Genomic DNA, 23,060 nt, shown 5'->3' on the forward strand with positions numbered 1-23,060 from the left:
CAGGACCCTGCTGGCCGCCGTCGCCGGGACCGTGGTGCTGGGCAGTGCCGTGACGCTGGCCGTCACCGGGGACGGATCCCCGGAGGCGTCCGTCCGGCCGTCCTCGGAGCGCTCGGGACTGCCGTGGCCGAGCGGCGGGTCGGACGACGCGGGGATCGCCGAGTTCGAGCGCTGGCGCGGCCGGCGGGCGGACGTGCGGGTCATGTGGAACAGCACGAGCACCTGGGCCGAGGCCGAGCCCGCGCAGGGTCTGCGGGAGGCGCGGGAGCAGGGCGAGCCGCGGCTGATCAGCTACGCCGTCCCCCTCGTCACCGAGGAGTCCGGGCAGGACCTGCGGGCCTGCGCCGCCGGGGCCAACGACCGGCGCTTCCGCGTCATGGCGCGCAACGTCGTCGACAACGGTTTCGGCTCGGCGATCGTGCGGATCGGGTGGGAGGGTTCGGCGAGCTGGTACCCGTGGGGGGTCACCAACCCCGTGAACGGCGGGGTGCAGGAGGCGCAGCGCGCGTTCCGGGAGGGTTTCCGCCGCTGCGCCGCCGCGTTCCGCGAGGTCGCCCCGGACGTGCGCATCGAGCTGAACTACGGCTCGGCCCGCGGCCGGACCAACGTCGCCGACGTCTACCCGGGGGACGAGTACGTGGACGTCGTCGGCAACGACGTGTACCTGTCCCCGGACGTCCGCAGCGCCCAGGACTGGCAGCGGGCCTGCCGCGCCGGGACCGCCGAACGGCCGGTGGGTCTGCAGCGGTACGCGGAGTTCGCGCGCGCGCACGGCAAGCTCTTCGCCGTGGCGGAGTGGGGGCTGGACACCACCGAGGCCCCGGACGCCGACGCGGTGGCCTACGTCGAGGGCATGGCGCGCCTGTTCCGCGACCACCGCGACGTCCTGGCCTACGAGGGGTACTACAACCGCACGAACGACGCGGCGGCACCGTGCAGGTTCCGTCTCGACGAGGGCTGCAACCCCGCGGCGGCGGCCGCCTACCTGCGCCTGTTCGGCGCCGCGGCCACCGCCGCGTGACCACGACGACGGCGGTCGCCGGGGTTTCCCGGCGACCGCCGTGGTGGTGCCGCGCCACCGGACCGGGTCCTGGTCAGGAACCCGCCGGTGACGCCGTGCGCAGCACCCTGTACCGGCGCGTCAGCGTCTGGGCCGGTCCTGCGGCTGGGTCAACCTACCGTCGTGCCGCCGACGGTGAAGGTCGCGGTCTGGGTGATCGAGGGCAGGTTGTAGCGGCTGACGACGACCGTCATCGTGTGCGTGCCGGGCGTCCAGGTGCTGACGTCGGTGGGCAGGGCGGTGGGGGAGATCGGGGACGTGCCGCCGAAGTCGTAGGGCGCCGTGGACTCCGTCTTGCTGGGGGTCCCGGTCGCCGCCTTGTCCAGGTAGAAGTACACGGCGCGCGTGGAGCTCTTGGGGACGTTGACGTCGATGTAGTTCGCGCCCTGCAGGTTCGCACCGTTCAGGTCGTACTTGGTGGAGTTCACGTCGGCGTCGACCCGCACCCGGATCAGGGTCGTGCTCGTGGCGGCGGTGCCGGTGGTCACCGGCGTTGCCGTGGGGGCGAAACCGCCGACCCACAGCTTCTGGTAGAGCGCGGCGGCCTTGGGGAAGTTCCCGGTGTTCAGCGCGTGCTTCTCGCAGTCGGTGACGTCCTTGTTGAAGTAGCTCTCGTACGCCACGTCGTTGTTCGCGATGTAGTCGTGCAGCTTCTGGACGAAGTAGGTGTCGTCCCCGCTGTCCCAGCCGTCGCAGCTCTTGGTCAGGCCCCACTCGGAGAACGCGATCCGCTTGCCGTGCGCCTTGCCGAACTCCGCCAGCCACTTCAGCCCGCCGGCCTGGTTGTACATGTTGGCCCAGCGCTCGACGTACTGGTCGGGGCGGAAGCTCTGGCTGTGGTCGTAGAGGGACTGGCCGACGATGTCGACGTAGGCGTCACCGGGGTACGCCGTGGCGGAGTCGAACTGCCCCATGTTGTTGCCGCTGCCGGGCGACCAGTTGAAGGAGAAGTTCGCGCCGGGGACCGAGCGCATGGTCGTGACGATCTGGCGCCAGTAGGCGATCCAGGAGGCGGGGTCCTTCTTGGCGCTCCACTGGAAGCTGTCGGAGTTGAACTCCCAGCCGACCCGCAGGATGGCGTTGCCCTGGTTGTTCTTGACCAGCAGTTCGGCGAGCTGCTTGAAGTAGGTGTTGTACTGCCCGGTCGCCCCCTGCTGGATGGACACCCCGGAGGTCTCGGGCAGCATGGGGACCGCCCAGGCCATGCGGTGGTAGCCGCCGGAGTACAGGCCCACGCCCCACTGCCAGGAGGAGATGTCGCTCCAGGTCGCGTCGGGCAGGAAGGCGGTCGTCACGGCGACGTCCTTGCCGGTCCACTGGCCCCACTCGGTGACGGGACCGCGCGAGCCGGTGGAGAACACGCCGGTCTGGACGTCCGCGTAGGCCGAGGCGGACGAGGCGCCGACCGTGGCGGTGGCGACCAGCGTGGCGCCCGCGACGGCGGCGGCGGCGGCGAGGCTGGTGAGACGGGTGCGACGGGAGGTGCCGTTCCTGCGCATGGGAGGGGTCCTCTCAGGACAAACGGTGCTGGGCGAAGGTGGTGCGCCGGCCGCCGGGTCAGCAGCTCAGCTCGGTTGCTGATGGAGTTCTCGGGCCCCCTCGGACCGCCCTTGAAGGATCGGTTCGCGTCAGGGCGAGACAAAACACTTTCGGGCGCGTAACGACCACGGGGAGTGACGATCTTCAGTCGTTCCCGCCTCGTCCCCCCACCTGGGAGGGGGTGCCGGTGACGACCCCCGACGGGGTCGCCGGGACGGGACCGCGGACGGCAGCGGGGCGGACCGGTGGGACACCGCCCCGGGGTGCCGGCCGGCGCGCACCGCGCTGCGCGAGAACGCAGGTCGTGGCAGGAAGGGCGGACGCCGGCACGTACCGGCGCTTGACGCGCGGGCGATTGCCACTAGAGTTTCTCGACACCGGCTGATTCACTCGATCGGCGGAGGTGCGACAGCACGTTGTCATCGATCGATGTGGAGCGTCGCGAACCAGTGGCCATCCCTGCGTAGCGCGAGAACCGACAGTCCGCCGAAGAGTGATCGAGCATGACGATCCGTCACCACACGACGTCGTCGCTCTCGTGGTGGGGTCCGGGACCCCTCGGCGCCGGTGCGCCGCGGGGATCCAGAGAACAGTCCGTGCGTGGACGGGGCCAGCGGGCCTCGACAGAGGAGACACCGTGGCGATGCCCGTCCGAACGACGTCCAGCGCTGGCGACCGGTCCCCGGGCCGGGTCAGCACCGCCGTGGCCCTGGGGTGCCTGGCCGTGACGGCCTACACGCACGTGGGGTACCCGGTCCTCGTGCGCCTCGCGGCCCGGTACCGGGGGCAGGCGGCGGCGGACGACGGGACGGACGCCGTGCTGCCCACCCTGACCGTGGTCGTGCCCGCCCACGACGAGGAGGAGTTCATCGGTCGCAAGATCGAGGACACCCTGGCCCAGGGGTACCCCGCCCACCTCCTCGAGGTCCTCGTCGTCGACGACGGCTCGCAGGACGGCACGGCGGACGTCGTGCGTGCCGCCGTCGCCGCGGGCGCGCCGGTCCGCCTGGTGCAGCAGGCCGTGCGCGGCGGCAAGAGCTCGGCCCTCAACCGCGGCGTGCGCGAGGCCGGCGGTGAGGTCGTCGTCTTCACCGACGCCAACGGCTCGCTGGTCCCCGGCTCCCTGCGAGCGATCGTGGCGCCCTTCCTCGACCCCCGGGTGGCGGTCGTGTCGGGGGCCAAGAAGCCCGTCGGCGCCGGTGCCCACGGTGAGGGCGAGTCGACCTACCAGCGCCTCGAGAGCGGCCTGAAGACCGCGGAGAGCGCCTTCGGCGCCGTGGTCGGCGCGGACGGCGGCATCTTCGCCGTCCGCCGCAGCACCTACAAGCCGATCCCGCCCGGGGTCTACGCCGACGACTACTGGATCCCGCTGGCCGCCCTGGAGCAGGGCCACCGCGTCGCCCACGTCTCCCGGGCCTGCGCCGTCGAGGCGGTCTCCCTGACCAAGAGGGACGACTTCGAGCGCCGCACCCGGATCTCGGCCGGCATCTGGCAGGGCACCGTCGCCAAGGCGCGGCTGGCCGACCCCCGCCGGGGCTGGGTCGCCCTGGCCTTCGTGTCCCACCGCGTCCTGCGCACCGCGGTGGTCCCCCCGCTGCTCGTCGTGGCCTTCGGGGCCTCCGCCCGCGCCGCCCGGCGCAGCGTCCCGATGCGCGTCCTGTGGGGCGCGCAGGTCCTGGGCTGGTCGGCGGCCGGTGTCGGTGCGGTGACCAACTCCCGGTCGCTGGCCCTGCCGTACCAGTTCGCGCTGGTGAACGTCGCCGCGGTGCGCGGTGGCCTGCGCCAGCTCCTGGGCCGCCAGAGCGGGCTGTGGAAGCAGACGAGCCGCGGTGCGTGGTCCGCCCCCGGGGCCGTGGACCAGCCGCAGGCCTCCACCGAGCACGTGGTCATCGACCTCACGGCCGCCGAGCAGGCGTCCGCCCGCACCGGCCTCGCGCAGGAGGAGACGGTGGACGCGCCGGTCCGCTGACGCCGTGACCCGCCGAGCGGGACGTCGTCCCCCACCGACGACGGTCGGCGGGGGACGCGCGGCTCAGCCGGCGACGGCGTCCCCGGCCCGGACGTCGTCGAGCCGGATCTCGCGCAGGTCCACGACGGCGTCCAGCGCCTGCACGAGGCGCTCGGTCACCTCCGCCACCTCGCCGAGGCCGTCGACCGAGCGCAAGACCGCCCGTTCGGAGTAGACCTGCACCAGCGGAGCGGTCTGTTCGAGGTACACGCGCTGCCGGTTGCGGATGACGTCCTCGGTGTCGTCGGACCGTCCCTGGGCCTGCCCGCGCGCCACGAGGCGGCGCACCAGCTCGTCGGTGTCGGCCGTGATCTCCAGGACCCGGTCGAGCTGCGCGCCGGACTCGGCGAGCATCCCGTCGAGCTCACGGACCTGCTCGGTGGTCCGCGGGTAGCCGTCGAGGATGAACCCCGCGGCGGCGTCGGGCTGCTGCAGCCGGTCGCGGACCATGGCGTTGGTCACGCTGTCGGGCACGTACTCCCCCGCGTCGAGGTAGCGCTTCACGGTGAGACCGAGCTCGGTCTCACCCGCCACGTTGGCGCGGAAGATGTCCCCTGTGGAGATGGCGGGCACGCCCAGCCGCTCGGACAGCAGCGCCGCCTGGGTGCCCTTGCCGGCGCCCGGCGGGCCGAGGAGGACGAGTCGCGTCATGGCATGAACCCTTCGTCGGTGGTCGAGCTGATCATCTCCGAGTCGTGCCTCGAGCGAGCGTCAACCAGGTGTCCACCACAGTGTCGGGGTTGAGCGAGACGGTGTCGATCCCCTCCTCGAGCAGCCAGCGGGCCAGGTCGGGGTGGTCGCTGGGGCCCTGACCGCAGATGCCGACGTACTTCCCGCGCTCCTTGCAGGCCCGGATCGCCGTCGCGATGAGGCTCTTGACGGCCGGGTCGCGCTCGTCGAAGGAGCCCGCGACGAGGGCGGAGTCGCGGTCCAGGCCCAGCGTCAGCTGGGTGAGGTCGTTGGAGCCGATGGAGAAGCCGTCGAAGTGCTCCAGGAACTGCCCGGCCTGCAGGACGTTGGAGGGCAGCTCGCACATCATGACGACCTGCAGCCCGTTCTCGCCGCGGCGCAGCCCGTGCCGGGCCAGCAGGTCGACGACACCGCGCGCCTCGGCGACGGTCCGCACGAACGGCACCATGACCTTCACGTTCGTCAGGCCCATCTCGTCGCGCACGAAGCGCAGCGCTTCGCACTCCATCGCGAAGCAGTCGGCGAAGTCGGGCGACAGGTAGCGGGAGGCGCCGCGGAACCCCAGCATCGGGTTCTCCTCGTGCGGCTCGTAGCGCTCACCGCCCAGCAGGTTGGCGTACTCGTTGGACTTGAAGTCCGACAACCGCACGATGACCGGGTGCGGGGCGAACGCCGCCGCGATCGTCGCCACGCCCTCGGCGACGCGGGAGACGAAGAACTCCCGCGGGCCCGGGTAGGCCGCGGCGCGGGCCAGGACCTGCTCGCGCAGCTCCACCGGCAGGGTGCCGGCCTCCAGCAGCGCCCGCGGGTGCACACCGATCTGCCGGTTGACGATGAACTCCAGCCGGGCCAGACCGACCCCGCGGTGCGGCAGCGTCGAGAACGCGAACGCCTGCTCGGGGGTCCCGACGTTCATCATGACGTCCACGTCGACGGCCGGCATGTCGTCCAGCCGCGTCTGCTCGACCGTGAACTCCAGCACCCCGTCGAGGACGAGACCGGTGTCCCCCTCGGCGCACGAGACGGTGACCGCGCGGCCGTCGGTCAGCACCGCGGTGGCGTTCCCGGCGCCGACGACGGCGGGGATGCCCAGTTCGCGGGCGATGATGGCGGCGTGGCAGGTCCGCCCGCCGCGGTTCGTCACGATGGCCGCCGCGCGTTTCATGACGGGTTCCCAGTCGGGGTCCGTCATGTCCGCCACGAGGACGTCGCCGGGGGTGAACGCGTGCATCTGCGCGAGGTCGTCGAGGACCCGCACGGGCCCGGCGCCGATGCGCTGCCCGATGGCCCGGCCCTCGACGAGCACGGTGCGGGGGGTGTCGCCCCGCTCCTGCAGGCGGTACCGCGTCAGCACGGCCCCCTCCGTCCGCGACTGGACGGTCTCGGGACGGGCCTGCACGACGTACAACCGGCCGTCGAGACCGTCCTTGGCCCACTCCACGTCCATGGGCCGGCCGTAGTGCTCCTCGATGAGCAGCGCCGTGCGGGCCAGGTCGGTGACCTCGGCGTCGGTCAGGCTGAACCGGACGCGCTCGTCGGCCGGCACCTCCACCGTCAGGACGCCCGAACCGCTCGCCGGGTAGACCGTCTTGACCGCCTTGGTGCCCACCGACCGCCGCAGCAGCGCAGGCCGGCCCGCCCGCGGCGCGGGTTTGTGGACGTAGAACTCGTCGGGGTTCACCGCTCCCCGCACGACCGTCTCGCCCAGACCGTACGAGGAGGTGATGAACACCGAGTGGTCCACGCCGGTCTCGGTGTCGATCGCGAACAGCACCCCCGAGGCGGCCAGGTCCGAGCGCACCATGCGCTGGACGCCGGCGGACAGCGCGACGGCCGCGTGGTCGAAACCCCGGTGGACCCGGTAGGAGATCGCGCGGTCGTTGTACAGGGAGGCGAACACGTCACGGACCGCCTGCAGCACGGCGTCGATCCCCCGCACGTTGAGGAACGTCTCCTGCTGCCCCGCGAACGAGGCGTCGGGCAGGTCCTCGGCCGTCGCGCTGGACCGCACCGCCACGGAGGCCTCCTCGCCCAGCCCGTGCACGAGGTCGGCGTACGCCGCGCGGACGTCGGCCTCGAGGTCGGCCGGGAACGGCTGGCGGGCCACGGCGTCACGGATCCGCTTGCCCACCAGCGTCAGGGCCTGCACGTCGTCGGCGTCCAGGGCCGCGAGCTCGGCCTCGACGAAACCGGCCAGCCCGTCGTGGGCGACGAACCGGCGGAACGCGACGGGGACACGGGGACCTCCGGGGGTGGGTTCGTCAGGAAGGACGGCGGGCGAGGTGCTGCAGGACGACGGTGGACATCTCCTCCACCGACGTCGTGGAGGAGTCGAGGACGGGCAACCCGTGGGCGGCGTACAACCGGCCCGCGCGGGACAGTTCCCACGAGCACTGCTCCCGGGTGCTGTAGCGGGAGCCGGGGCGACGTTCGGCTCGGACCTGGCTGAGCCGCAGCGGGGTCGTCGTGATGCCGAAGCAGCGCGACCCCAGGTCCCGCACCGGGCGGGGCAGGTCGGTGGTCTCGAGGTCCTCGGTCAGCAGGGGGTAGTTCGCGACGAGCACCCCGTGCTGCAGGGCGAGGTGCATCGTCGTGGGCGTCTTGCCGCAGCGCGACGGTGCCAGCAGCACGACGTCGGCCTTGTCCAGGGCCCGCAGGCTGCCGCCGTCGTCGTGCTCGATCGCGTACTCGACGGCCTGCGTGCGGGCGTTGTAGCGGCGGACGTCGCCGACCCCGTGCAACCGCAGCGGCCGGCGCACGCCGCTGGTCCCCAGGAGCTGCTCGACCCGGCTCAGGTGCAGGTCGAAGAAGTCGATGAGCGGGCACGCGCTCGTGTGCAGGATCTCGCAGATCGGGGCGAGCGCGGTCGTCGTGAACGCCAGCGGCCGCACGGGCCCGCGCACCGCCTCGTCGAGGACGGCGACCGCGGCGCGCGCGTCGGCCTCGGTGGCGGTGAACGGGATGAGCGTGCGCTCGAAGTGCAGGCCGGGGAACTGCAGGAGCAGTGCGTCGCCCATCGTCTCGGCGCTGATCCCGGTCGAGTCGGACAGGAAGAACACCGGCACGACCGAGGACCCGGCGGTGACGGTCGCGGTTCCTCCCGGCATCGACGCGGCGACCGGTCGCACACCAGGGAACTGTTCCCGGTCCCCGGTGCGGGCACAACGACCGCGTCGGGTGAAGTTCGAGGGTCCTTCACGCGGACCGACGGTTGCGGGCGGCGGCCACGGCCGCACCGCCCCGTCCCGGGCCCGTCGAAACCCCGGAAGTTCCGGAGGGGTCAGCTTCGCACCACGCTCCGCCGGACCGCGCCGCGGGTTCCGGGGCCGGGTCCCTGCACCGTCGCACGTCGTGCGCAACCCGGGGAGGGCCCACCCGGACCCGTCCGGATGAACCTCCGTCCCGGGCGGGCGCGAGCGGTCGCCGTCCCCTAGCTTCGCGGGACCGGTGGCGGTGCCGCCCCGGACCGCCGCGACCCGAGGACCACACCATGCGTCTCACCCGTCGTTCCACCCTGCCCGCGCTCGCCGCGGCGACCCTGCTGGTGGGTTTCACCGGCAGCGCCGCCCAGGCGGCGACGCCCGTGCCGAAGGTGGGCACCCCGTTCCCCTACGTGGGGCTGGTGCGGGCCGCGGGCGCGGACCGGTACGAGACGGCCGCGGTCATCTCGCAGGGGTCCTTCCAGCCGTCGGCGGGCTCCTCGGTGTTCGTCACCAGCGGCGAGGCCCCCGCCGACGCCCTGACGGCCGGCCCGGCCGCCGCGAGCCTGGACGCCCCGCTGCTGCTGACCCGGGCCGGCGACCTGCCCGCCCCGACCGCCGCCGAACTGGCCCGGCTCAAGCCCACGACCGTCTACGTCGTCGGGGGCACCGACCGCGTCTCCGACGCGACGCTGACCGCGATCGGCGCCGCCGCCCCCGGTTCGACCGTCGAGCGCATCGCGGGCGCGGACCGGTACGCGACCGCCGTGGCCGTGGCCGACGCGTTCTTCCCGAACCCAGAGGGTGTCGTCCTGACCCGTGGCGACACCTTCCCCGACGCCCTGTCCGGCGGGGCGGCCGCCGCGTCCAGCGGGGTCCCGGTGATGATCACCGAACCCGGGCAGCTGCCCGCCCCGGTGGCGTCCTGGATGGCCGCGCACACCTTCGCCGCCAGCCTCGTCGTCGGCGGCCCCGACTCGGTCAGCCCCGACGTCGCCACGGCGCTGGCCGCCCGCACGACGGGGTCGGCCCCGACCCGCATCGCGGGCGCCGACCGGTACGACACCTCCTCGGCGGTCGCCGCGAAGGTCTTCCCGAAGGCGACCACGGTGGTCCTGGCCACGGGCGACAACTTCCCCGACGCCCTCGCCGGGGTCCCCGCCGCCGCCGTCAACGCGGCGCCGATCCTGCTGCTGCCCCAGACGTGCTTCCCGGCCTCGACGTTCGACTACCTCAGCACGTTCACCGAGGGCGTCAGCGAGATCATCCTCGGCGGCCCGACCGCGGTCACCCCGGAGGCGCTCAGCGTCGACTGCTGACGCGCAGCGGACCGACGGGCGCCGGGACCGTGGCGCCCGTCAGTCCGTCTCGGGGCCGCGGCAGTAGGGGCAGTCCTCCCCGCACCCCGCACCGGCCCCACCCGCGTCCCGGACCCCGTCCCGGACCCCGTACGAGGCCGGGGGACGCCACCCCCGGGCCTCGGGTTCGCGCACCACGGTTCCAGCTCCTGCACCAGTTCCTGCATCCACCACGCGTTCCACTGTGGCACCGCACCCCGCACCGACCGCCGCGACGCGCGGAGCCCGCACGACCTCCCCCACGGACGTCCGCCGTCCCTGCGCCGATCCACCACGCTCCGCCGGGCGAGGGGCGATCGGGAGCTCCGCGGGCACCCACCCGGTAGCTTCTCGGCGTGAGCAGCCACCCCGCAGACCAGCACGCAGACCTCCACCGCGGGCTGCTGGCCGTCCTGCGCGGCGGCCCGGCCGGCGGCGCGGTCGACGGCCGGGCCCCCGAGCCCGGCCCGGCGCCCGCCACCGTCTCCCTCGTCCCGCGGACCGCGACGTCGCGCCACCAGCTGGCCGTCGACACCGTCCTGGGCGGCGCACCGGTCCTCGTCGACGTGGGCGCTCAGGGCCCCGTCCTGCTCGTGGGCCTGCTGACCGCCCTCGCCGCGGCGGGCCGCCGGGTGCGGCTGCTGCCCGGGGCCTCCACGGAGGCGGCCCGCGAGGAGCTGGGCCGGCTCGGCCTGGCCCACCTGCTGGCCGGCACCGCGGAGGACGTCGCACGCCGCGGCGCGGACCTGCCGCCGACCGACCCGAACCGCTGGCTGAACCTGCTGCGCGACCTGGACGCGCGCAACCGGTCCTGGTTCACGGCCCGCGAGGGTGCTCCCAGCCGGTTCGAGGCCCTCGCGGGGCTCGCAGCGCTGCGGGCCGAGCACCTGCACCCGCCGCTGCTGCCCGCGGCGGCGGCGTGGACGGCGGCCGACCGCGCCCGCGTCGTCACGCTCCTGGACCGGGGCCCGGCCGGGCCGGGCGCCGGCCCCGACCCGCTGGCCGGGGCGTCCGACGAGCAGGTCGCCGCCGTCGCCGACGCGCTGGAGACCCTGCCCGGGCTGCTGGAGCGGACCGCCGGGTTCGTGGAGCGGCTCCAGCGCCTCGGGTGGCGCGGGCCGGACACCGTGGACGGGCTCGACGTCGCGGTCGCGGTGCTCGCCCGCGTCGAGGACGTCCAGCGGACCTACGTGGCGGCGGCCCTGCACACCGACCTCGACCAGGCCCGCGCGATCCTGGCCCGCCAGCCGCGGTCCCTGCTGTCGGGCGAGGAGCGCGAGCGCCGCCGCGAGCTGAAGCGGTTGTCGGCGCTGCGCCACGACGGGGGGTCCTTCGGGACCGCCGACGTCGACGCGCTGGCGGCGGTGCACTGGGCGTGGGGCGAGCACGCGAACGGCACCCCGGCGGTGCTGCCGGACCGCGCCGACCTCGTCGCGCTGCTGGCGTCGCTGCGCCGCGACCTCGGCCGGGTGCGTGAGGTCCTCGACGTCCCCGCCGACCCGCCGGTCGCGCACCTGGCGGAGCTGGCCGGGACCGTCCGGGCGGCCGCGGCGGCGGCGCGGGCCCGGCAGGACCGGGCGGCGGTGGCGGTCGACGGCCTGGACGACCTCGCGGCCGCCGTCCCCTCGGGGGCGACGACGGACGAGGTCGCCCGGCTCGTCGAGGGCACGACGTGGCGGGCCGTCGGGGAGGCCCCCGAGCCGGGCGGCGGGTCCGTGGAGGACCTGGCCGAGGAGTTCCGCCGGCTCGACGACCTGCGCCGGGCGCGGGCCGTGCGGGAGCTGCAGCTGGCGCTGTCGGGGGCGCGGGCGCACGCCGTCCTCGTCGGCGACGACGCGGGCCAGGACGCGGGCCCGGACGCGGGTCCCGCCGACGTCCCGGTCGACGTCCTCGTGGTGGACGACGCGCACCGGGCGGACGCGGCCCGCCTCGCGCAGCTGGCCGAGGGGGCCCGGCAGGTCGTGCTGCTCGGGTCCGGCGACGGGGCGCCGGACGCGGCGTGGGCCCGGGCCCGGCAGCTGCTGCCCGTCGTGTCCCTGGAGCTGCCGCTGCGCCGCTCGGCGCTGCACGACACCGTCGCCGAGGCCCTGCGCGCCGCCGGGCCCGCCGTCGGGGACGACCCGGCGTCCGGGCTCGTCCTGACCGAGGGCGACACCCGGCTGCGGGTGGACGTCGAGGACGCGCTCGCGGCGCTGCGCGTGCAGGACCGGGAGGTGGCGCTGCCGGCCCTGCGCCGGGCCGAGGGCGTCCCGTACCGGGTGCTGCGGGTCGCGGACTGGTTCGGCGACCACCGGGGCACGACGCGGCGAGTCGTGGAGGCCTTCCGCGCCCTCGAGCCGGCCGCCCCGGCGGGACCGGTCGCGCCGGTCGTCCCGCCCGCCCCGGTGGACACCTTCCCCCGGGGCCTGGGCTCGGCCGAGGACGCCCACCGCGCCGTGTCGGAGTTCCTGACGGCCCTGGGCGGGGGGAACCCGAACATCGACCAGACCCCCGTCGCGGTGGTGGACGCGGCGATCGCGCTGAGCTACGCCGACCTCGGGACGCAGGCCGGCGACCAGGCCGTCCTCGACGCGGCGATGGACCTGCTGACCTACCGCCGGCGCGGGGTGAAGGTGCTGCGGGCCTTCAAGGACTCGTTGCAGCGCAGCAAGAAGCGGATGCGCGGAGCGGGCGTCAAGGTCTCCTGACCACCCGTCACCTCCCCCTCCCCCGCGCAACGCGCACCTCGCGCCCTCCCCGCGCCTCCCCGCGGGTCCGAGGCACACCTCGCGCCCTCGGAACGCCCCCGGCAGGGCGCGAGGTGCGCCTCGCGCCCTCGACGCGGGCGCGCGATGATCGCGTCCGTGACCCGCGAGGTGGACGTCGTGGTGCTGGGGGCCGGCGCGGCCGGGCTGGCCACGGCGGCCTGCCTGCGCCGCCGCGGGCTCGATCCCGTGGTCCTCGACCGCGGGGACCACGTCGGGCAGGTCTGGCACGAGCGCTACGACCGCTTGCACCTGCACACCCCGCGGGTCCAGTCGGCGCTGCCCGGGCTCCGGCTGCCGGCGGGCGCCGGCCGGTGGGTCGCGCGCGACGACTTCGCGGCGTACCTGGCCGGGTACGCGCAGGTGCACCGGATCCGGCCGCAGTTCGGGCACGACGTCGAGCGCGTCGTCCGCCGCGGTGGCCGGTGGGACGTGCGGACGTCGGCGGGGTCCTTCCGGGTGCGCGAGCTGGTGGTGGCGACCGGGCACGCGAACTCGCCCGCGCTCCCGGACTGGGGCCGGGGCTCGGTGCGGGTCGTGCACTCGGCGGCGTACCGGAACCCGGGGCGCCTGGGAGCACGGTCGGTGCTGGTGGCGGGGGCCGGGAACTCGGGCGCGGAGATCGTCGTCGACCTCCTCGAGCACGGGGTCGCCGACGTGCTGTGGTCGGTCCGCACGCCGCCCCCGGTCGTGCCGCGGTCGCTGGGGCCCGTGCCGGCGACGCTGCTGACGATCGTGCAGCAACCGTTCCCGACGGCCCTCGTGGATCCGCTGAGCCGCTGGGCCGCGGCCCGTTCGGTCGGTGACCTGAGCGCCCACGGCCTGCCCCCGGCCCGGATCGGCCCGGTGGCGCGGACGCGCACGACCGGGGAACCGCCGGTCATCGACGTGGGGATCGTCGCGGCCCTGCGCGCCGGCCGGGTGCGCGTGGTGCCCGCGGTGACGCGGCTGGAGGGGGCCGACGTGGTGCTGGCCGAAGGTTCCCGGCACCGGCCGGACGTCGTGGTCGCCGCGACGGGGTTCAGCCCCGCGCTGGGGTTCCTCGAGCACCCGGACCTGCTGGACCGCTCCGGGCGGCCCCGGACCCACGGCGGCGCGAGCACCCCCGGCGCCCCGGGGCTGCGCTTCGTCGGCTTCCGGGTCCCGGCCCGGGGTGCGTTGTTCGAGGCCGGCCGCGACGCCCGCGCCGCGGCCCGCGCGATCACCCGGCGGGCGTAGGTCCCGCCCGGCCGGCGGGGCCGCCCGGCCGGACGGGGCATCACCCGGACGCCTCCTCCGGGGGAACAGGACGGTCGACGACCGGGTTCGCCTCGAGGCGGAAGTTGCCCCATGCAATAGTTGCCGCCGCCCGTACCGTCGCTCTGGAGTTGTCACCGTGTCCGCACGACCACCCTCGTCCTCCCCGTCCGACCCCGCCCAGCCGGACCCCGCCTCGTCGCACCGCAGCGACGTCTTCTTCGACATCCGCACCGTCATCGGCGGTCTGTTCGCCGTCTACGGCGTCGTCTGCCTCGTCTGGGGCCTGGTCTCCTTCACCGCGGCCGACCGCGCCAAGACCGGGGACGTCAACCTCAACCTCTGGACGGGGATCGGCATGCTCGTCCTGGCCGCCTTCTTCGTCGGCTGGACCCTGCTGCGCCCCCTGCACCCGGCCGAGCAGCCCGCCGCCCAGTCCTCCGCGCAGTCCTCGGCGCAGTCCTCCGAGCAGCCGGAGGCGGGCCGGTGATCGCCCTCGCCGCCGCGGCGCCGCAGCGCATCGACGCCCACCTCGTCGACTACCTGCTCGTCGCCTTCTACTTCGTCGTGGTCCTCGGCATCGGCCTCATCGCCCGCCGCAGCGTCTCCTCCAGCCTCGACTTCCTGCTGTCCGGCCGCAGCCTGCCCGCGTGGGTGACCGGCCTCGCGTTCGTCTCGGCCAACCTCGGCGCCACCGAACTGCTCGGGCAGGCCGCCAACGGGGCGCAGTTCGGTGAGCAGGCGTTCCACTACTACTGGATCGGCGCGATCCCGGCGATGGTGTTCCTCGCCCTGGTGATGATGCCGTTCTACTACGGCTCCAAGGTGCGCTCGGTCCCGGAGTTCCTCGGGCGCCGCTTCGACGCCAAGACGCAGCGCCTGCAGGGGTTGCTGTTCGCCATCGCCTCCGTCCTGCTGGCCGGGGTCAACCTCTACGCCATGGCCATCGTCGTCAACGCCCTGCTGGGGTGGCCGACGTGGCTGGCGATCGTCGTGGCAGGCATCATCGTCCTGGCCTACACGTTCCTCGGCGGTCTGTCGGCCGCGATCTACAACGAGGTCCTGCAGTTCTTCGTCATCGTCGTGACGATGGTGCCCATCACCCTCGTCGGCCTGCACCGCGTCGGCGGCTGGGACGGGCTGGTCGCGAAGCTGACCGCCAACGGCGACACGAACATGCTGCAGGCGTTCCCCGCCCAGGACCTCACCGGCATCGGGTCCTCCATCGGCTCGACGTTCGGGGTCGTCCTCGGCCTCGGCTTCGTGACGAGCTTCGGGTACTGGACGACGAACTTCACCGAGGTCCAGCGCGCCTTCTCGGCGCGCAACGCCGCTGCGGCGCAACGGACCCCGCTCATCGCGGCGATCCCCAAGGTGCTCATCGCCCTGGTCATCATCGTCCCCGGCATGATCGCCGCCGTCCTCATCCCCGGCATCGAGAGCCTCAAGCGGGGGCTGCCGAGCGACGTCACCTACAACGACGCCGTCCCGCTGCTGCTGCGCGAACTGCTGCCCAGCGGTTTCCTCGGCGTCGCCCTCGCGGGTCTGCTGGCCGCGTTCATGGCCGGCATGGCCGCCAACGTCAGCTCCTTCAACACCGTCTTCACCTACGACCTGTGGCAGGACTGGCTGCGACCGGGCCGCGACGACGCCCACTACCTCAAGGTCGGGCGCCTGGTCACCGTCGTCGGCACCGCGCTGGCCATCGGCACGGCGTTCATCGCCGCCGGGTTCTCGAACATCATGGACTACATCCAGACGTTGTTCTCGTTCTTCAACGTCCCACTGTTCGCCGTCTTCGCCTTCGGGCTGTTCTGGAAGAAGCTCACCGGCTCCGGGGGTTTCTGGGGCCTGCTGTCCGGCACGGTCAGCGCGATCGTCGTGTTCGTCATGAACCAGGTCGGGGTCCTGTCCCTGTCCGGGCAGGGTTCCAGCTTCCTCGGCGGCGCCGTCGCGACGGTCGTCGCGGTCCTCGTCGGCCTCGTCGTCTCCCGCGGCGGGACCCCCCGCCCCGAGGCCGACCTGCGCGGCCTGGTCTGGACCCTCACCCCGGCCGAGGTGCGGGCCGTCCCGCGCGAGGCCGGCTGGTACCGCTCCCCGGTGGTCCTGTCGGTGATCGTGCTGGTGCTGGCCGTCGGCGGCTACGTGCTGTTCGCGGTGATCTGAGAGGTTCGGCAGGATGCAGCGGTGAGCACCGAACCGCTGCGCGTCATGACCGTCTGCACCGGCAACATCTGCCGGTCCCCCATGGCCGAGGTGGTCCTGCGCGACCGCCTCGACCGGGCAGGCCTGGGCGACCGGGTCGTCGTGGACTCCTCGGGCATCTCCGAGGAGGAGCACGGCAACCCGGTCGACCGGCGCGCTGCCTCCGTCCTGCGCGAGCACGGCTACGACGTCCCGGCGCACGCGGCGCACCGCGCCACCCGTGAGGAGCTGGCCGGGCGCGACCTGCTGCTGGCCATGACGTCCCGGCACGCGCAGTGGCTGCGGGCCCAGGCCCCCGCCGGCGCCGACGTCCGGATGTACCGCTCCTTCGACCCCGCCGCCCCGCGGACGTCGCGCGAGGCCGACCTCGACATCGACGACCCGTGGTACGGGGACCGGTCTGACTTCGAGCGGACCCTGGAGCAGGTCGAAGCCGCCGCCGACGCGATCGTCGACCACCTGCGGACCCGCCTGCCCTGACCCCGGCGATCAAGGAACCACCCGTGGCGATCAAGGAACCTCCTCGTACGGAGGGTCCTTGATCGCGGTCCGGGATTCCTTGATCGCGGTGGTCAGAAGAGGCGGCCGGCCTCGTCGGCGGCGGGCTCCTCCAGGTCGAGCAGGAACCGCTTGCGCCACAACCCGCCCGCGTAGCCGACGAGGGCGCCGTCGTGCCCGACGACCCGGTGGCAGGGCACGACGATGGACAGCGGGTTGCGGCCGTTGGCCACCCCCACCGCCTGCGCGTGCCCGACCCCACCCAGGTCGCGGGCCAGGTCCCCGTACGTCGACGTGGTGCCGTAGGGGATGCGCGTCAGCGCGTCCCAGACCCGGCGCGCGAAGACGTCGCCGCGCGGGGCCAGCGGCAGCTCGAACGTGCGCCGCGCACCGGCGAAGTACTCCCCCAGCTGCTCGCGGACGTCGTCGAAGGCCGCGTCGTCACGGTCGCCGAGGGTCTCGCTCGGCCCGCCGCGGTGGTCGGCGAACCACACCCCGGCCAGGCCCGCGTCGGTGCGGGCGACGGTGAGGTCCCCCACGGGCGAGCCCAGGACCGTCCAGCGCATCGGAACCCCTCTCGGTAGCGTTCCCCAGGATCGCACCGACCAGGAGGTACCCCGTGCCCAAGCCCCCGCTGACCCCCGACGCCGCCGCGCTGTTCGCCGAGCCCAACCCAGCCGTCATGGCCACGGTCCACCCCGACGGCCACCCCGTCACCGTCGCGACCTGGTACCTGTTCGAGGACGGCCGGCTCGTGCTGAACCTCGACGGGAGCCGCGCCCGGCTCAAGCACCTGCGGGCGAACCCCGCCGTCTCGCTCACGGCACTGGCCGAGGGCGACTGGTACACGCACGTCTCCGTGCAGGGCCGGGTCGTCGAGATCCGCGACGACGAGGGCCTGGCCGACATCGACCGCGTCTCCCGGCACTACACAGGATCGGCCTACCCGAACCGCGAGTCCCCGCGCGTCACCGTCGTCGTCGAGATCGAGCACTGGCACGGCTGGGGCGCGGTCGCGAAGTAGTCCACCGGCGCTCAGGCCGACAGAGCCGCCACGACCTTCTCCACGCGCCGGACCCGGGTCGCCTCGGCCTTGGCGCCCTCCACCGCGGTCACGTGGGCCTTGCGCTGCGAGGGCGCCAGCGCGTCGAAGGCGGCGCGCAGCCCCGCCGCCTCCAGGGCGGCGGCGAGGTCGGCAGGGACCTCGACGACGCGCGGGGCGGTGTCGAGCTCCAGGACCACGTCCAGGACGTCGCCGGCGGCGACACCCGAGGCGGCCCGCACCTGCGCGGTGACGGGGATCAGGGCGCGGCCGCCCATCGACCCCACCGTCGTGCGGAAGCTGTAGCCGGCGAACGTCACGGTCACCGCCGGCCGCCTGCCTCCGCCGAGCTGCTCCAGCACCTCCGCGGGGACCTCCAGCCCCGTCGCGGTCGTGCGGTGCAGCTCCAGCGTCGCCGTGAACTCGACCGGCATGGACCCTTCCCTCCGTCGCGGTGCAGGACACGTCACCCCATGGTGACCCGTCCCGCACCCGACGGGGAGTTCCCGGTCGGGCTCAGGCGGCGAGCTTGAGGACGTCGGCCGTGCGGGCCATCGTCGTCGTCAGCAGCTCGTGGTCGTCGGACAGCTTCGTGCCGTAGGACGGGACCATGGCCTTGAGCCGGTCGCGCCAGAGGTCCTGGTGCGCAGGGAAGCACTGCGCGAGCAGGCGCAGCATGACGTCGACGGCCGTCGAGGCCCCCGGCGAGGCGCCCAGCAGGGCCGCGACGGACCCGTCGGCGGCGTGCACGAGCTCGGTGCCGAACTGCAGGACGCCGCCGCGCGGGCCCTTCTTGATGACCTGCACGCGCTGACCGGCGGTCAGCAGCTCCCAGTCCTGCGCCTTCGCGTCGGGGTAGAACACGCGCAGCGCCTCGAGGCGCTGGTCCATGGACTGCACGATCTGCTTGCCCAGGTACGTCATGAGCGAGACGTTGTCCCGGGCGACGGCCAGCATCGGGAGCAGGTTGTGCGGGCGCACCGACAGCGGCAGGTCCAGGAACGAGCCCTGCTTGAGGAACTTCGGGGAGAACCCGGCGTAGGGGCCGAACATGAGGGCCTTCTGCCCGTGGGAGTACCGGGTGTCCAGGTGCGGGACAGACATCGGCGGGGCACCGACCTCGGCCTGGCCGTAGACCTTCGCCGAGTGCCGCTCGATCACCTCGGGGTTCGTGCAGCGCAGCCACTGCCCGCTGACGGGGAACCCGCCGAAACCCTCCCCCTCGGGGATCCCGCTGCGCTGCAGCAGGTGCAGGGCGCCACCACCGGAGCCCACGAAGACGAACGGGGTGGCGACGGCGAAACTGCCCTCCGAGCTCTCCCCGACGACCGTCCAGCCCGACCCGCGGCGGCGCAGGTCCTTGACGGTGTGCCCCGTCAGGAGCTCCACGCCCTCCGTGGCCGCCCCGGCGAACAGCTGCTTGGTGAGCGCACCGAAGTCGACGTCGGTGCCGTGGTTCGAGCGCGTCGCGGCGACCTTCTCGCCCGGGGCGCGGCCGGCCTCGAGCAGCGGGGCCCACTCGGCGATCCGCGCGTGGTCGTCGGCCCACTCCATCTCCGCGAACAGCGGGTGCTGCGACAGGGCCTCGTAGCGGGCGCGCAGGAACTCCACGTCGCCGCCGCGCACGAAGCTCATGTGCGGGACGGCGTTGATGAAGTCGCCCGGCGAGGCCAGCACGCCCTTCTCGACCTGGTGGGCCCAGAACTGCCGGCTCGCCTGGAACTGTTCGTTGATCGCGACGGCCTTGGCGATGTCGATGGTGCCGTCGGGCCGCGCGGGCGTGTAGTTCAGCTCGCACAGGGCCGAGTGGCCCGTCCCGGCGTTGTTCCACATGTCCGAGCTCTCGGCCCCGACGGTGTCGAGCTTCTCCAGGACGAGGACGGACCAGTCGGGCTCCAGCTCGGCCAGCATGGTCGCGAGCGTCGCGCTCATGACCCCGCCGCCGATCAGTACGGCGTCGTAGCGGTTCGCTGCGGGCACGGGCTCACCCTCGTTCGTCGTCGATTCGCGGACCCTGGAAGGTTACGACCTGGACGCGGTGGGGCACCGCCCGGGATGCCGGACGGTGCCCCACCTCACACGTGAGCTGCGTCTCAGCTCGTCGTGCCGCTGCTCGTGCTGCTGCTCGTGCCGGTGGAGCTCAGCGGCTGCGTGAGGTCGTACACGGTCGTGCCCCCCACGGTCAGCTCGGCGTAGTTCGCCGCGACCCACTCCTGGACCTTCGCGGCGTCGGAGTCGCTGCCGCCCCGGCCACCGCCCATCCCGCCGCCGCTGATGAGGTAGTGCACCTCACCGGCCGCCACGTACTGCTGGAACTGCGCCAGCGTCGGCGTCGGGTCGTCGCTCCAGCCGCCCATCGCCATGATCGCGGTGCCGGTGGCGAGCTCGTAGGAGGCCGCCGACTGCGAGCCGGAGACGGCCGCCGCCCACCTCGTGCCGGCGTTCTGCAGCAGCGTCGTCAGCTCGGTGTTCGTGCTCGCCCCCTCGCCGAACCCGCCGCCACCGGTCGGCGCCTGGCCCGTGGCGTCACCCGCGGGTGCCTCGCCGGTCGGGGCCTGGGCCGAGGAGGTGGACCCGTCGTCGGTCGTCCCCGGGAAGCCCTGCGGGGCCCCGTCCCGGGTCTGCGTCCCGTCCTGGGACGGGACGGTCCCGCGCGCCCCGCCGAACCCCCCGCCACCGAAACCGCCCATCCCGCTGCCGGCCGCGGCGCCCGCCGGGCCGACCGTCGGGATGGACCCGGTGTGCGGGGTGGCCGCCGTCGCGACGGCGTAGGAGGCCGTCCCGGAGAACCCGACGACCGTCGCCGAGAGCACCAGCACGATCGCGAGCCGGCGCAGCCGGGCGGGCGTGACGACGAACCCGGTCGACAGGGCCACGCTCACCAGCATCAGGACCCAGCCGGCCCAGACCCAGGTGCCGTTGCGGTGCAGCAGGACGAAGGCCCAGACGCCCGCCGAGGCGAGGACGAGCGCCAGCCCGACGCGGGCCAGGACCTGCGCCCGGCGCGTCCACAGCACCTGCCCCCCACCGGCCGCGAGCGCCGCGACCGCCGGCGCGAGCGCGACCGTGTAGTAAGGGTGGACGGTGCCCTCCATGTAGGCGAACGTCGCGCCGGAGACCAGCAGCCAGCCGCCCCACAGGACCAGCGACGCGCGGGCCCGGTCGGTGCGCGGGGCCCGGCCGCGGGCGATCAGGCCGAGGACCAGCGCGAGCAGCGCGGCCGGCAGCAGCCAGGAGATCTCGTTGCCGAACTCGGAGGAGAACAGCCGCCGCCAGGTGGCCTCCCCGCCGAAGCTGGACCCGGCCGTCCCGCCGGACATCCCCCCGCCCCCGCCGCCGTTGCCGCTGGAGCCGAGGATGCGGCCCAGGCCGTTGTAGCCGAGGACGAGGTTCATGACGGTGCCGTCGGTGGAGCCGCCGATGTAGGGCTTCTCACCGGGCCAGAAGGTGACGGCCAGGACCCACCAGCCCGCCGAGACGACGACGGCGAGGCCCGCGCCGAGCAGGTGCAGGACGCGCTTGCCGAGGCCCGTCGGGGCGGCCCACAGGTGGACCAGGGCCAGGCCGGGCAGGACGAGGAAGCCCTGCAGCATCTTGGTGAGGAAGGCGAAACCGATCGCGACACCGGCCCAGGCCAGCCACCGCCACGACGCCTTCTCGGTGGCGCGGACGGTGCAGTACGCGGCCAGGGTCATGAGCAGGACGAGCAGCGCGTCGGGGTTGTCGAACCGGAAGATGAGGGCCGCGGCCGGGGTGAGCGCGAGCGCCGCGCCCGCGACCAGGCCGGCGACGGGCCCGTGCCAGCGGCGGACGGCGGCGGTCAGCAGCCACACCGCGCCCACGCCCTCCAGGGCCTGCGGGACGAGCAGCGTCCAGGAGCTGAAGCCGAAGGCGCGCGCGGCGAGGCCGCTGACCCACAGCGACGCCGGGGGCTTGTCGACGGTGATGAAGCTCTGCGTGTCCAGGGAGCCGAAGAACCACGCCTTCCAGCTCTGCGACCCGGCCTGCACGGCGGCGGCGTAGAAGCTGTTCGCGTAGCCGGAGGCCGACAGGTCGACGACGTACAGGACGGCCGTGGCGGCCAGGAGGGCGACGGTCGCCCAGCGCACCCGGTGCGGGTACCGCGCCCGGCCGGTGGGAGCGGTGGGCCCCGTGTCCGCCGCGCGCGCGGCTGTCGTGGTGGTCATGGCCCCAGGGTCGACGGCGAACCCGCCACGCCGCCCAGGACCGGCTGTGAGCCGGCCATGACCCTGCGTGGTCCGGGGTACCGGCACGTTGACTCCCCGGTCCCGTTCAACGGGACCGAGGATGGAGCCGGCGCGCAGCGCCGGACAACGTGCCGGTACCCCGGGCGCCCCTCAGGGCAGGAGGGTCAGCACCTCGCGCCGCTGGGCGGCGAGCTGCTCCAGCAGCGCCACCTCCTCCTCCGGCCCGGACTGCACCGTGCCGCGGCGCATCCGGTCACGGCGGAAGGCCAGCTCGGTGGCGGTCTTCTGGAAGTCGCGCACCGAGCGCGCCGCCGCGCGACCACCCCGGGCGGCGGCCGCCGCGCGAGCCCGGCGACGGCCGCGGGAGGAGGCGAGCATGGCGACCTCGGCCTCCCCCAGCCACCCGGTGCGGGCGTACACCTGCAGGTGGCGGCCGATGAGGCGCGCCTCGCGGGCCCGGGCGACGAGCGCCACCGCGACGGCCGCGGCGAACACGGGGACCTGCAGCAGCAGGAACAGCTCGAAGAACGTCGTGATCCCCGAGGCGGCGGAGGCGTTCCACAGCGCGTGCAGGACGACGGCCACGACGAGGCCCAGGACGGGGGCGCCGACGCGGTGCAGCGGCCGGTGCGACCGGGCCGCCAGTCCCAGTCCGACGCCGACGGCCATCGTGAACAGGGGGTGGGCGAACGGGGAGACGAGGCAGCGCAGCACGAAGACCGCGACGAGGGAGGCGGGCTGGTCGTCGCCGAGGGCCCGGCCCAGGTAGAGGACGTTCTCGAGGTAGGCGAACCCGACGCCGACGAACGCGGCGTAGACGACGCCGTCGACGACGCCGTCGAACTGCTTGCGCTGCTTGAGCAGGAGCAGCAGGACCCCGAGCCCCTTGAGCCCCTCCTCGACCAGCGGCGCGACGACGACGGAGGTGTTGGTGACGTCGCCGACGGAGTTCTGCAGGAGCCGGGCCGCCCCGGTGTTGAGGACGAGCGCGCCCAGGCTGGCGACGCAGGCCCCCCAGCCGAAGGCGAAGGCGAGCAGGTGCGGGGGTTCGGCCTCGTGCCGGTCGAGCCACAGGACGGTGGCCAGGACGGGGCCGACGGGCACGGCCGCCAGCGCGAGGCCGGGCAGCAACCCCCGCCAGCCGACCTCCATGGCGACGGCCGTCAGGCTCAGCGCGCCGCAGACGGTGAGGACGATCACGGCGAGGGGGGCCAGCGCGGACGCGCGGACGCGCGGGGCCGGCATGGGTCCGAGGGTACGGGCTGGGCCGCGGCGGGCACCTCGTGCACCCGC

17 protein-coding genes and 1 pseudogene are annotated in these 23,060 nt (G+C 74.3%); 9 read left to right on the forward strand and 9 right to left on the reverse strand.

The annotated features are described in order from the left end of the window. The first annotated feature begins 34 nt into the window (after positions 1–34). Positions 35–1,021, forward strand: a complete 987-nt coding sequence (locus CLV37_RS17980) for a glycosyl hydrolase (protein WP_170127344.1) — start codon at positions 35–37, stop codon at positions 1,019–1,021. A 149-nt stretch (positions 1,022–1,170) separates the two neighbouring features. On the opposite strand, the gene CLV37_RS17985 is transcribed toward CLV37_RS17980, so the two are convergent. Further along, on the reverse strand, positions 1,171–2,559 hold the full coding sequence (locus tag CLV37_RS17985; protein ID WP_106212916.1) for a glycoside hydrolase family 26 protein: 1,389 nt from the start codon (positions 2,557–2,559) through the stop codon (positions 1,171–1,173). A gap of 683 nt (positions 2,560–3,242) precedes the next feature. Between CLV37_RS17985 and CLV37_RS17990 the strand changes: the two genes are divergently transcribed. Beyond that, positions 3,243–4,568 carry a glycosyltransferase family 2 protein gene (locus CLV37_RS17990; protein WP_146149472.1) on the forward strand — a complete coding sequence of 442 codons (1,326 nt, stop codon included), beginning with the start codon at positions 3,243–3,245 and terminating at the stop codon, positions 4,566–4,568. 63 nt (positions 4,569–4,631) lie between these two features. Here the strand turns inward: CLV37_RS17990 and CLV37_RS17995 are convergent, their stop codons facing one another. The 3 genes and pseudogenes from CLV37_RS17995 to CLV37_RS18005 all read right to left on the reverse strand — a co-directional run bounded on the left by CLV37_RS17995 (position 4,632) and on the right by CLV37_RS18005 (position 8,404). Next, positions 4,632–5,258 (reverse strand): adenylate kinase, encoded by a 627-nt coding sequence (locus CLV37_RS17995; RefSeq protein ID WP_106212920.1) that lies wholly within the window; start codon positions 5,256–5,258, stop codon positions 4,632–4,634. Between the two features lie 31 nt (positions 5,259–5,289). After that, a pseudogene (ppsA, locus tag CLV37_RS18000) lies at positions 5,290–7,524 on the reverse strand (phosphoenolpyruvate synthase); the annotation flags it as partial. Between the two features lie 34 nt (positions 7,525–7,558). Beyond that, positions 7,559–8,404: a pyruvate, water dikinase regulatory protein gene (locus CLV37_RS18005; RefSeq protein ID WP_106213136.1), complete on the reverse strand. Its 846-nt coding sequence runs from the start codon at positions 8,402–8,404 to the stop codon at positions 7,559–7,561. Between the two features lie 383 nt (positions 8,405–8,787). Here CLV37_RS18005 and CLV37_RS18010 point away from each other — a divergent pair, with 383 nt between their 5' ends. From CLV37_RS18010 to CLV37_RS18035, 6 genes are all read left to right on the forward strand, one after another. Then, entirely contained in the window at positions 8,788–9,816 is a 1,029-nt protein-coding gene (locus CLV37_RS18010) for a cell wall-binding repeat-containing protein (protein WP_106212924.1), read from the forward strand. A 374-nt stretch (positions 9,817–10,190) separates the two neighbouring features. Beyond that, positions 10,191–12,521 carry a hypothetical protein gene (locus CLV37_RS18015; RefSeq protein ID WP_106212926.1) on the forward strand — a complete coding sequence of 777 codons (2,331 nt, stop codon included), beginning with the start codon at positions 10,191–10,193 and terminating at the stop codon, positions 12,519–12,521. Between the two features lie 156 nt (positions 12,522–12,677). Further along, positions 12,678–13,796, forward strand: coding sequence for a flavin-containing monooxygenase (locus CLV37_RS18020; RefSeq protein WP_211298749.1), 1,119 nt, complete (start codon positions 12,678–12,680; stop codon positions 13,794–13,796). A 157-nt stretch (positions 13,797–13,953) separates the two neighbouring features. Then, entirely contained in the window at positions 13,954–14,304 is a 351-nt protein-coding gene (locus CLV37_RS18025) for a hypothetical protein (protein ID WP_245885472.1), read from the forward strand. Then, on the forward strand, positions 14,304–15,980 hold the full coding sequence (locus CLV37_RS18030; RefSeq protein ID WP_170127355.1) for a sodium:solute symporter family protein: 1,677 nt from the start codon (positions 14,304–14,306) through the stop codon (positions 15,978–15,980). The genes CLV37_RS18025 and CLV37_RS18030 overlap by 1 nt, the downstream gene beginning before the upstream one ends. 45 nt (positions 15,981–16,025) lie before the next feature. Next, a complete protein-coding gene (locus CLV37_RS18035) occupies positions 16,026–16,499 on the forward strand; it encodes an arsenate reductase/protein-tyrosine-phosphatase family protein (RefSeq protein ID WP_106213140.1) in 474 nt (157 codons plus the stop codon). 92 nt (positions 16,500–16,591) lie between these two features. On the opposite strand, the gene CLV37_RS18040 is transcribed toward CLV37_RS18035, so the two are convergent. Beyond that, positions 16,592–17,083: a methylated-DNA--[protein]-cysteine S-methyltransferase gene (locus CLV37_RS18040; protein WP_106212932.1), complete on the reverse strand. Its 492-nt coding sequence runs from the start codon at positions 17,081–17,083 to the stop codon at positions 16,592–16,594. A 53-nt stretch (positions 17,084–17,136) separates the two neighbouring features. Here CLV37_RS18040 and CLV37_RS18045 point away from each other — a divergent pair, with 53 nt between their 5' ends. After that, positions 17,137–17,541, forward strand: a complete 405-nt coding sequence (locus CLV37_RS18045) for a TIGR03618 family F420-dependent PPOX class oxidoreductase (RefSeq protein WP_106212934.1) — start codon at positions 17,137–17,139, stop codon at positions 17,539–17,541. An 11-nt stretch (positions 17,542–17,552) separates the two neighbouring features. Here the strand turns inward: CLV37_RS18045 and CLV37_RS18050 are convergent, their stop codons facing one another. The 4 genes from CLV37_RS18050 to CLV37_RS18065 all read right to left on the reverse strand — a co-directional run bounded on the left by CLV37_RS18050 (position 17,553) and on the right by CLV37_RS18065 (position 23,012). Beyond that, on the reverse strand, positions 17,553–17,993 hold the full coding sequence (locus tag CLV37_RS18050) for a YdeI/OmpD-associated family protein (RefSeq protein ID WP_106212936.1): 441 nt from the start codon (positions 17,991–17,993) through the stop codon (positions 17,553–17,555). An 82-nt stretch (positions 17,994–18,075) separates the two neighbouring features. Beyond that, positions 18,076–19,539: a malate:quinone oxidoreductase gene (locus tag CLV37_RS18055; protein ID WP_245885474.1), complete on the reverse strand. Its 1,464-nt coding sequence runs from the start codon at positions 19,537–19,539 to the stop codon at positions 18,076–18,078. A 113-nt stretch (positions 19,540–19,652) separates the two neighbouring features. Continuing rightward, positions 19,653–21,746, reverse strand: coding sequence for an ArnT family glycosyltransferase (locus CLV37_RS18060; protein WP_106212938.1), 2,094 nt, complete (start codon positions 21,744–21,746; stop codon positions 19,653–19,655). Between the two features lie 171 nt (positions 21,747–21,917). Further along, positions 21,918–23,012: a PrsW family intramembrane metalloprotease gene (locus tag CLV37_RS18065; RefSeq protein WP_106212940.1), complete on the reverse strand. Its 1,095-nt coding sequence runs from the start codon at positions 23,010–23,012 to the stop codon at positions 21,918–21,920. Positions 23,013–23,060: the final 48 nt, after the last annotated feature.

The sequence above is a fragment of the Kineococcus rhizosphaerae genome (genome assembly GCF_003002055.1).
Classification (GTDB): Bacteria; Actinomycetota; Actinomycetes; order Actinomycetales; family Kineococcaceae; genus Kineococcus; species Kineococcus rhizosphaerae.

What these genes read in the sequence shown, in the direction of transcription:
- CLV37_RS17985 (WP_106212916.1), bottom strand. Translation starts at nt 2,559, where the DNA reads ATGCGCAGGAACGGCACCTCCCGTCGCACCCGTCTCACCAGCCTCGCC.
- CLV37_RS17990 (WP_146149472.1), top strand. Translation starts at nt 3,243, where the DNA reads ATGCCCGTCCGAACGACGTCCAGCGCTGGCGACCGGTCCCCGGGCCGG.
- CLV37_RS17995 (WP_106212920.1), bottom strand. Translation starts at nt 5,258, where the DNA reads ATGACGCGACTCGTCCTCCTCGGCCCGCCGGGCGCCGGCAAGGGCACC.
- CLV37_RS18005 (WP_106213136.1), bottom strand. Translation starts at nt 8,404, where the DNA reads ATGCCGGGAGGAACCGCGACCGTCACCGCCGGGTCCTCGGTCGTGCCG.
- CLV37_RS18010 (WP_106212924.1), top strand. Translation starts at nt 8,788, where the DNA reads ATGCGTCTCACCCGTCGTTCCACCCTGCCCGCGCTCGCCGCGGCGACC.
- CLV37_RS18035 (WP_106213140.1), top strand. Translation starts at nt 16,026, where the DNA reads ATGACCGTCTGCACCGGCAACATCTGCCGGTCCCCCATGGCCGAGGTG.
- CLV37_RS18040 (WP_106212932.1), bottom strand. Translation starts at nt 17,083, where the DNA reads ATGCGCTGGACGGTCCTGGGCTCGCCCGTGGGGGACCTCACCGTCGCC.
- CLV37_RS18050 (WP_106212936.1), bottom strand. Translation starts at nt 17,993, where the DNA reads ATGCCGGTCGAGTTCACGGCGACGCTGGAGCTGCACCGCACGACCGCG.
- CLV37_RS18060 (WP_106212938.1), bottom strand. Translation starts at nt 21,746, where the DNA reads ATGACCACCACGACAGCCGCGCGCGCGGCGGACACGGGGCCCACCGCT.
- CLV37_RS18065 (WP_106212940.1), bottom strand. Translation starts at nt 23,012, where the DNA reads ATGCCGGCCCCGCGCGTCCGCGCGTCCGCGCTGGCCCCCCTCGCCGTG.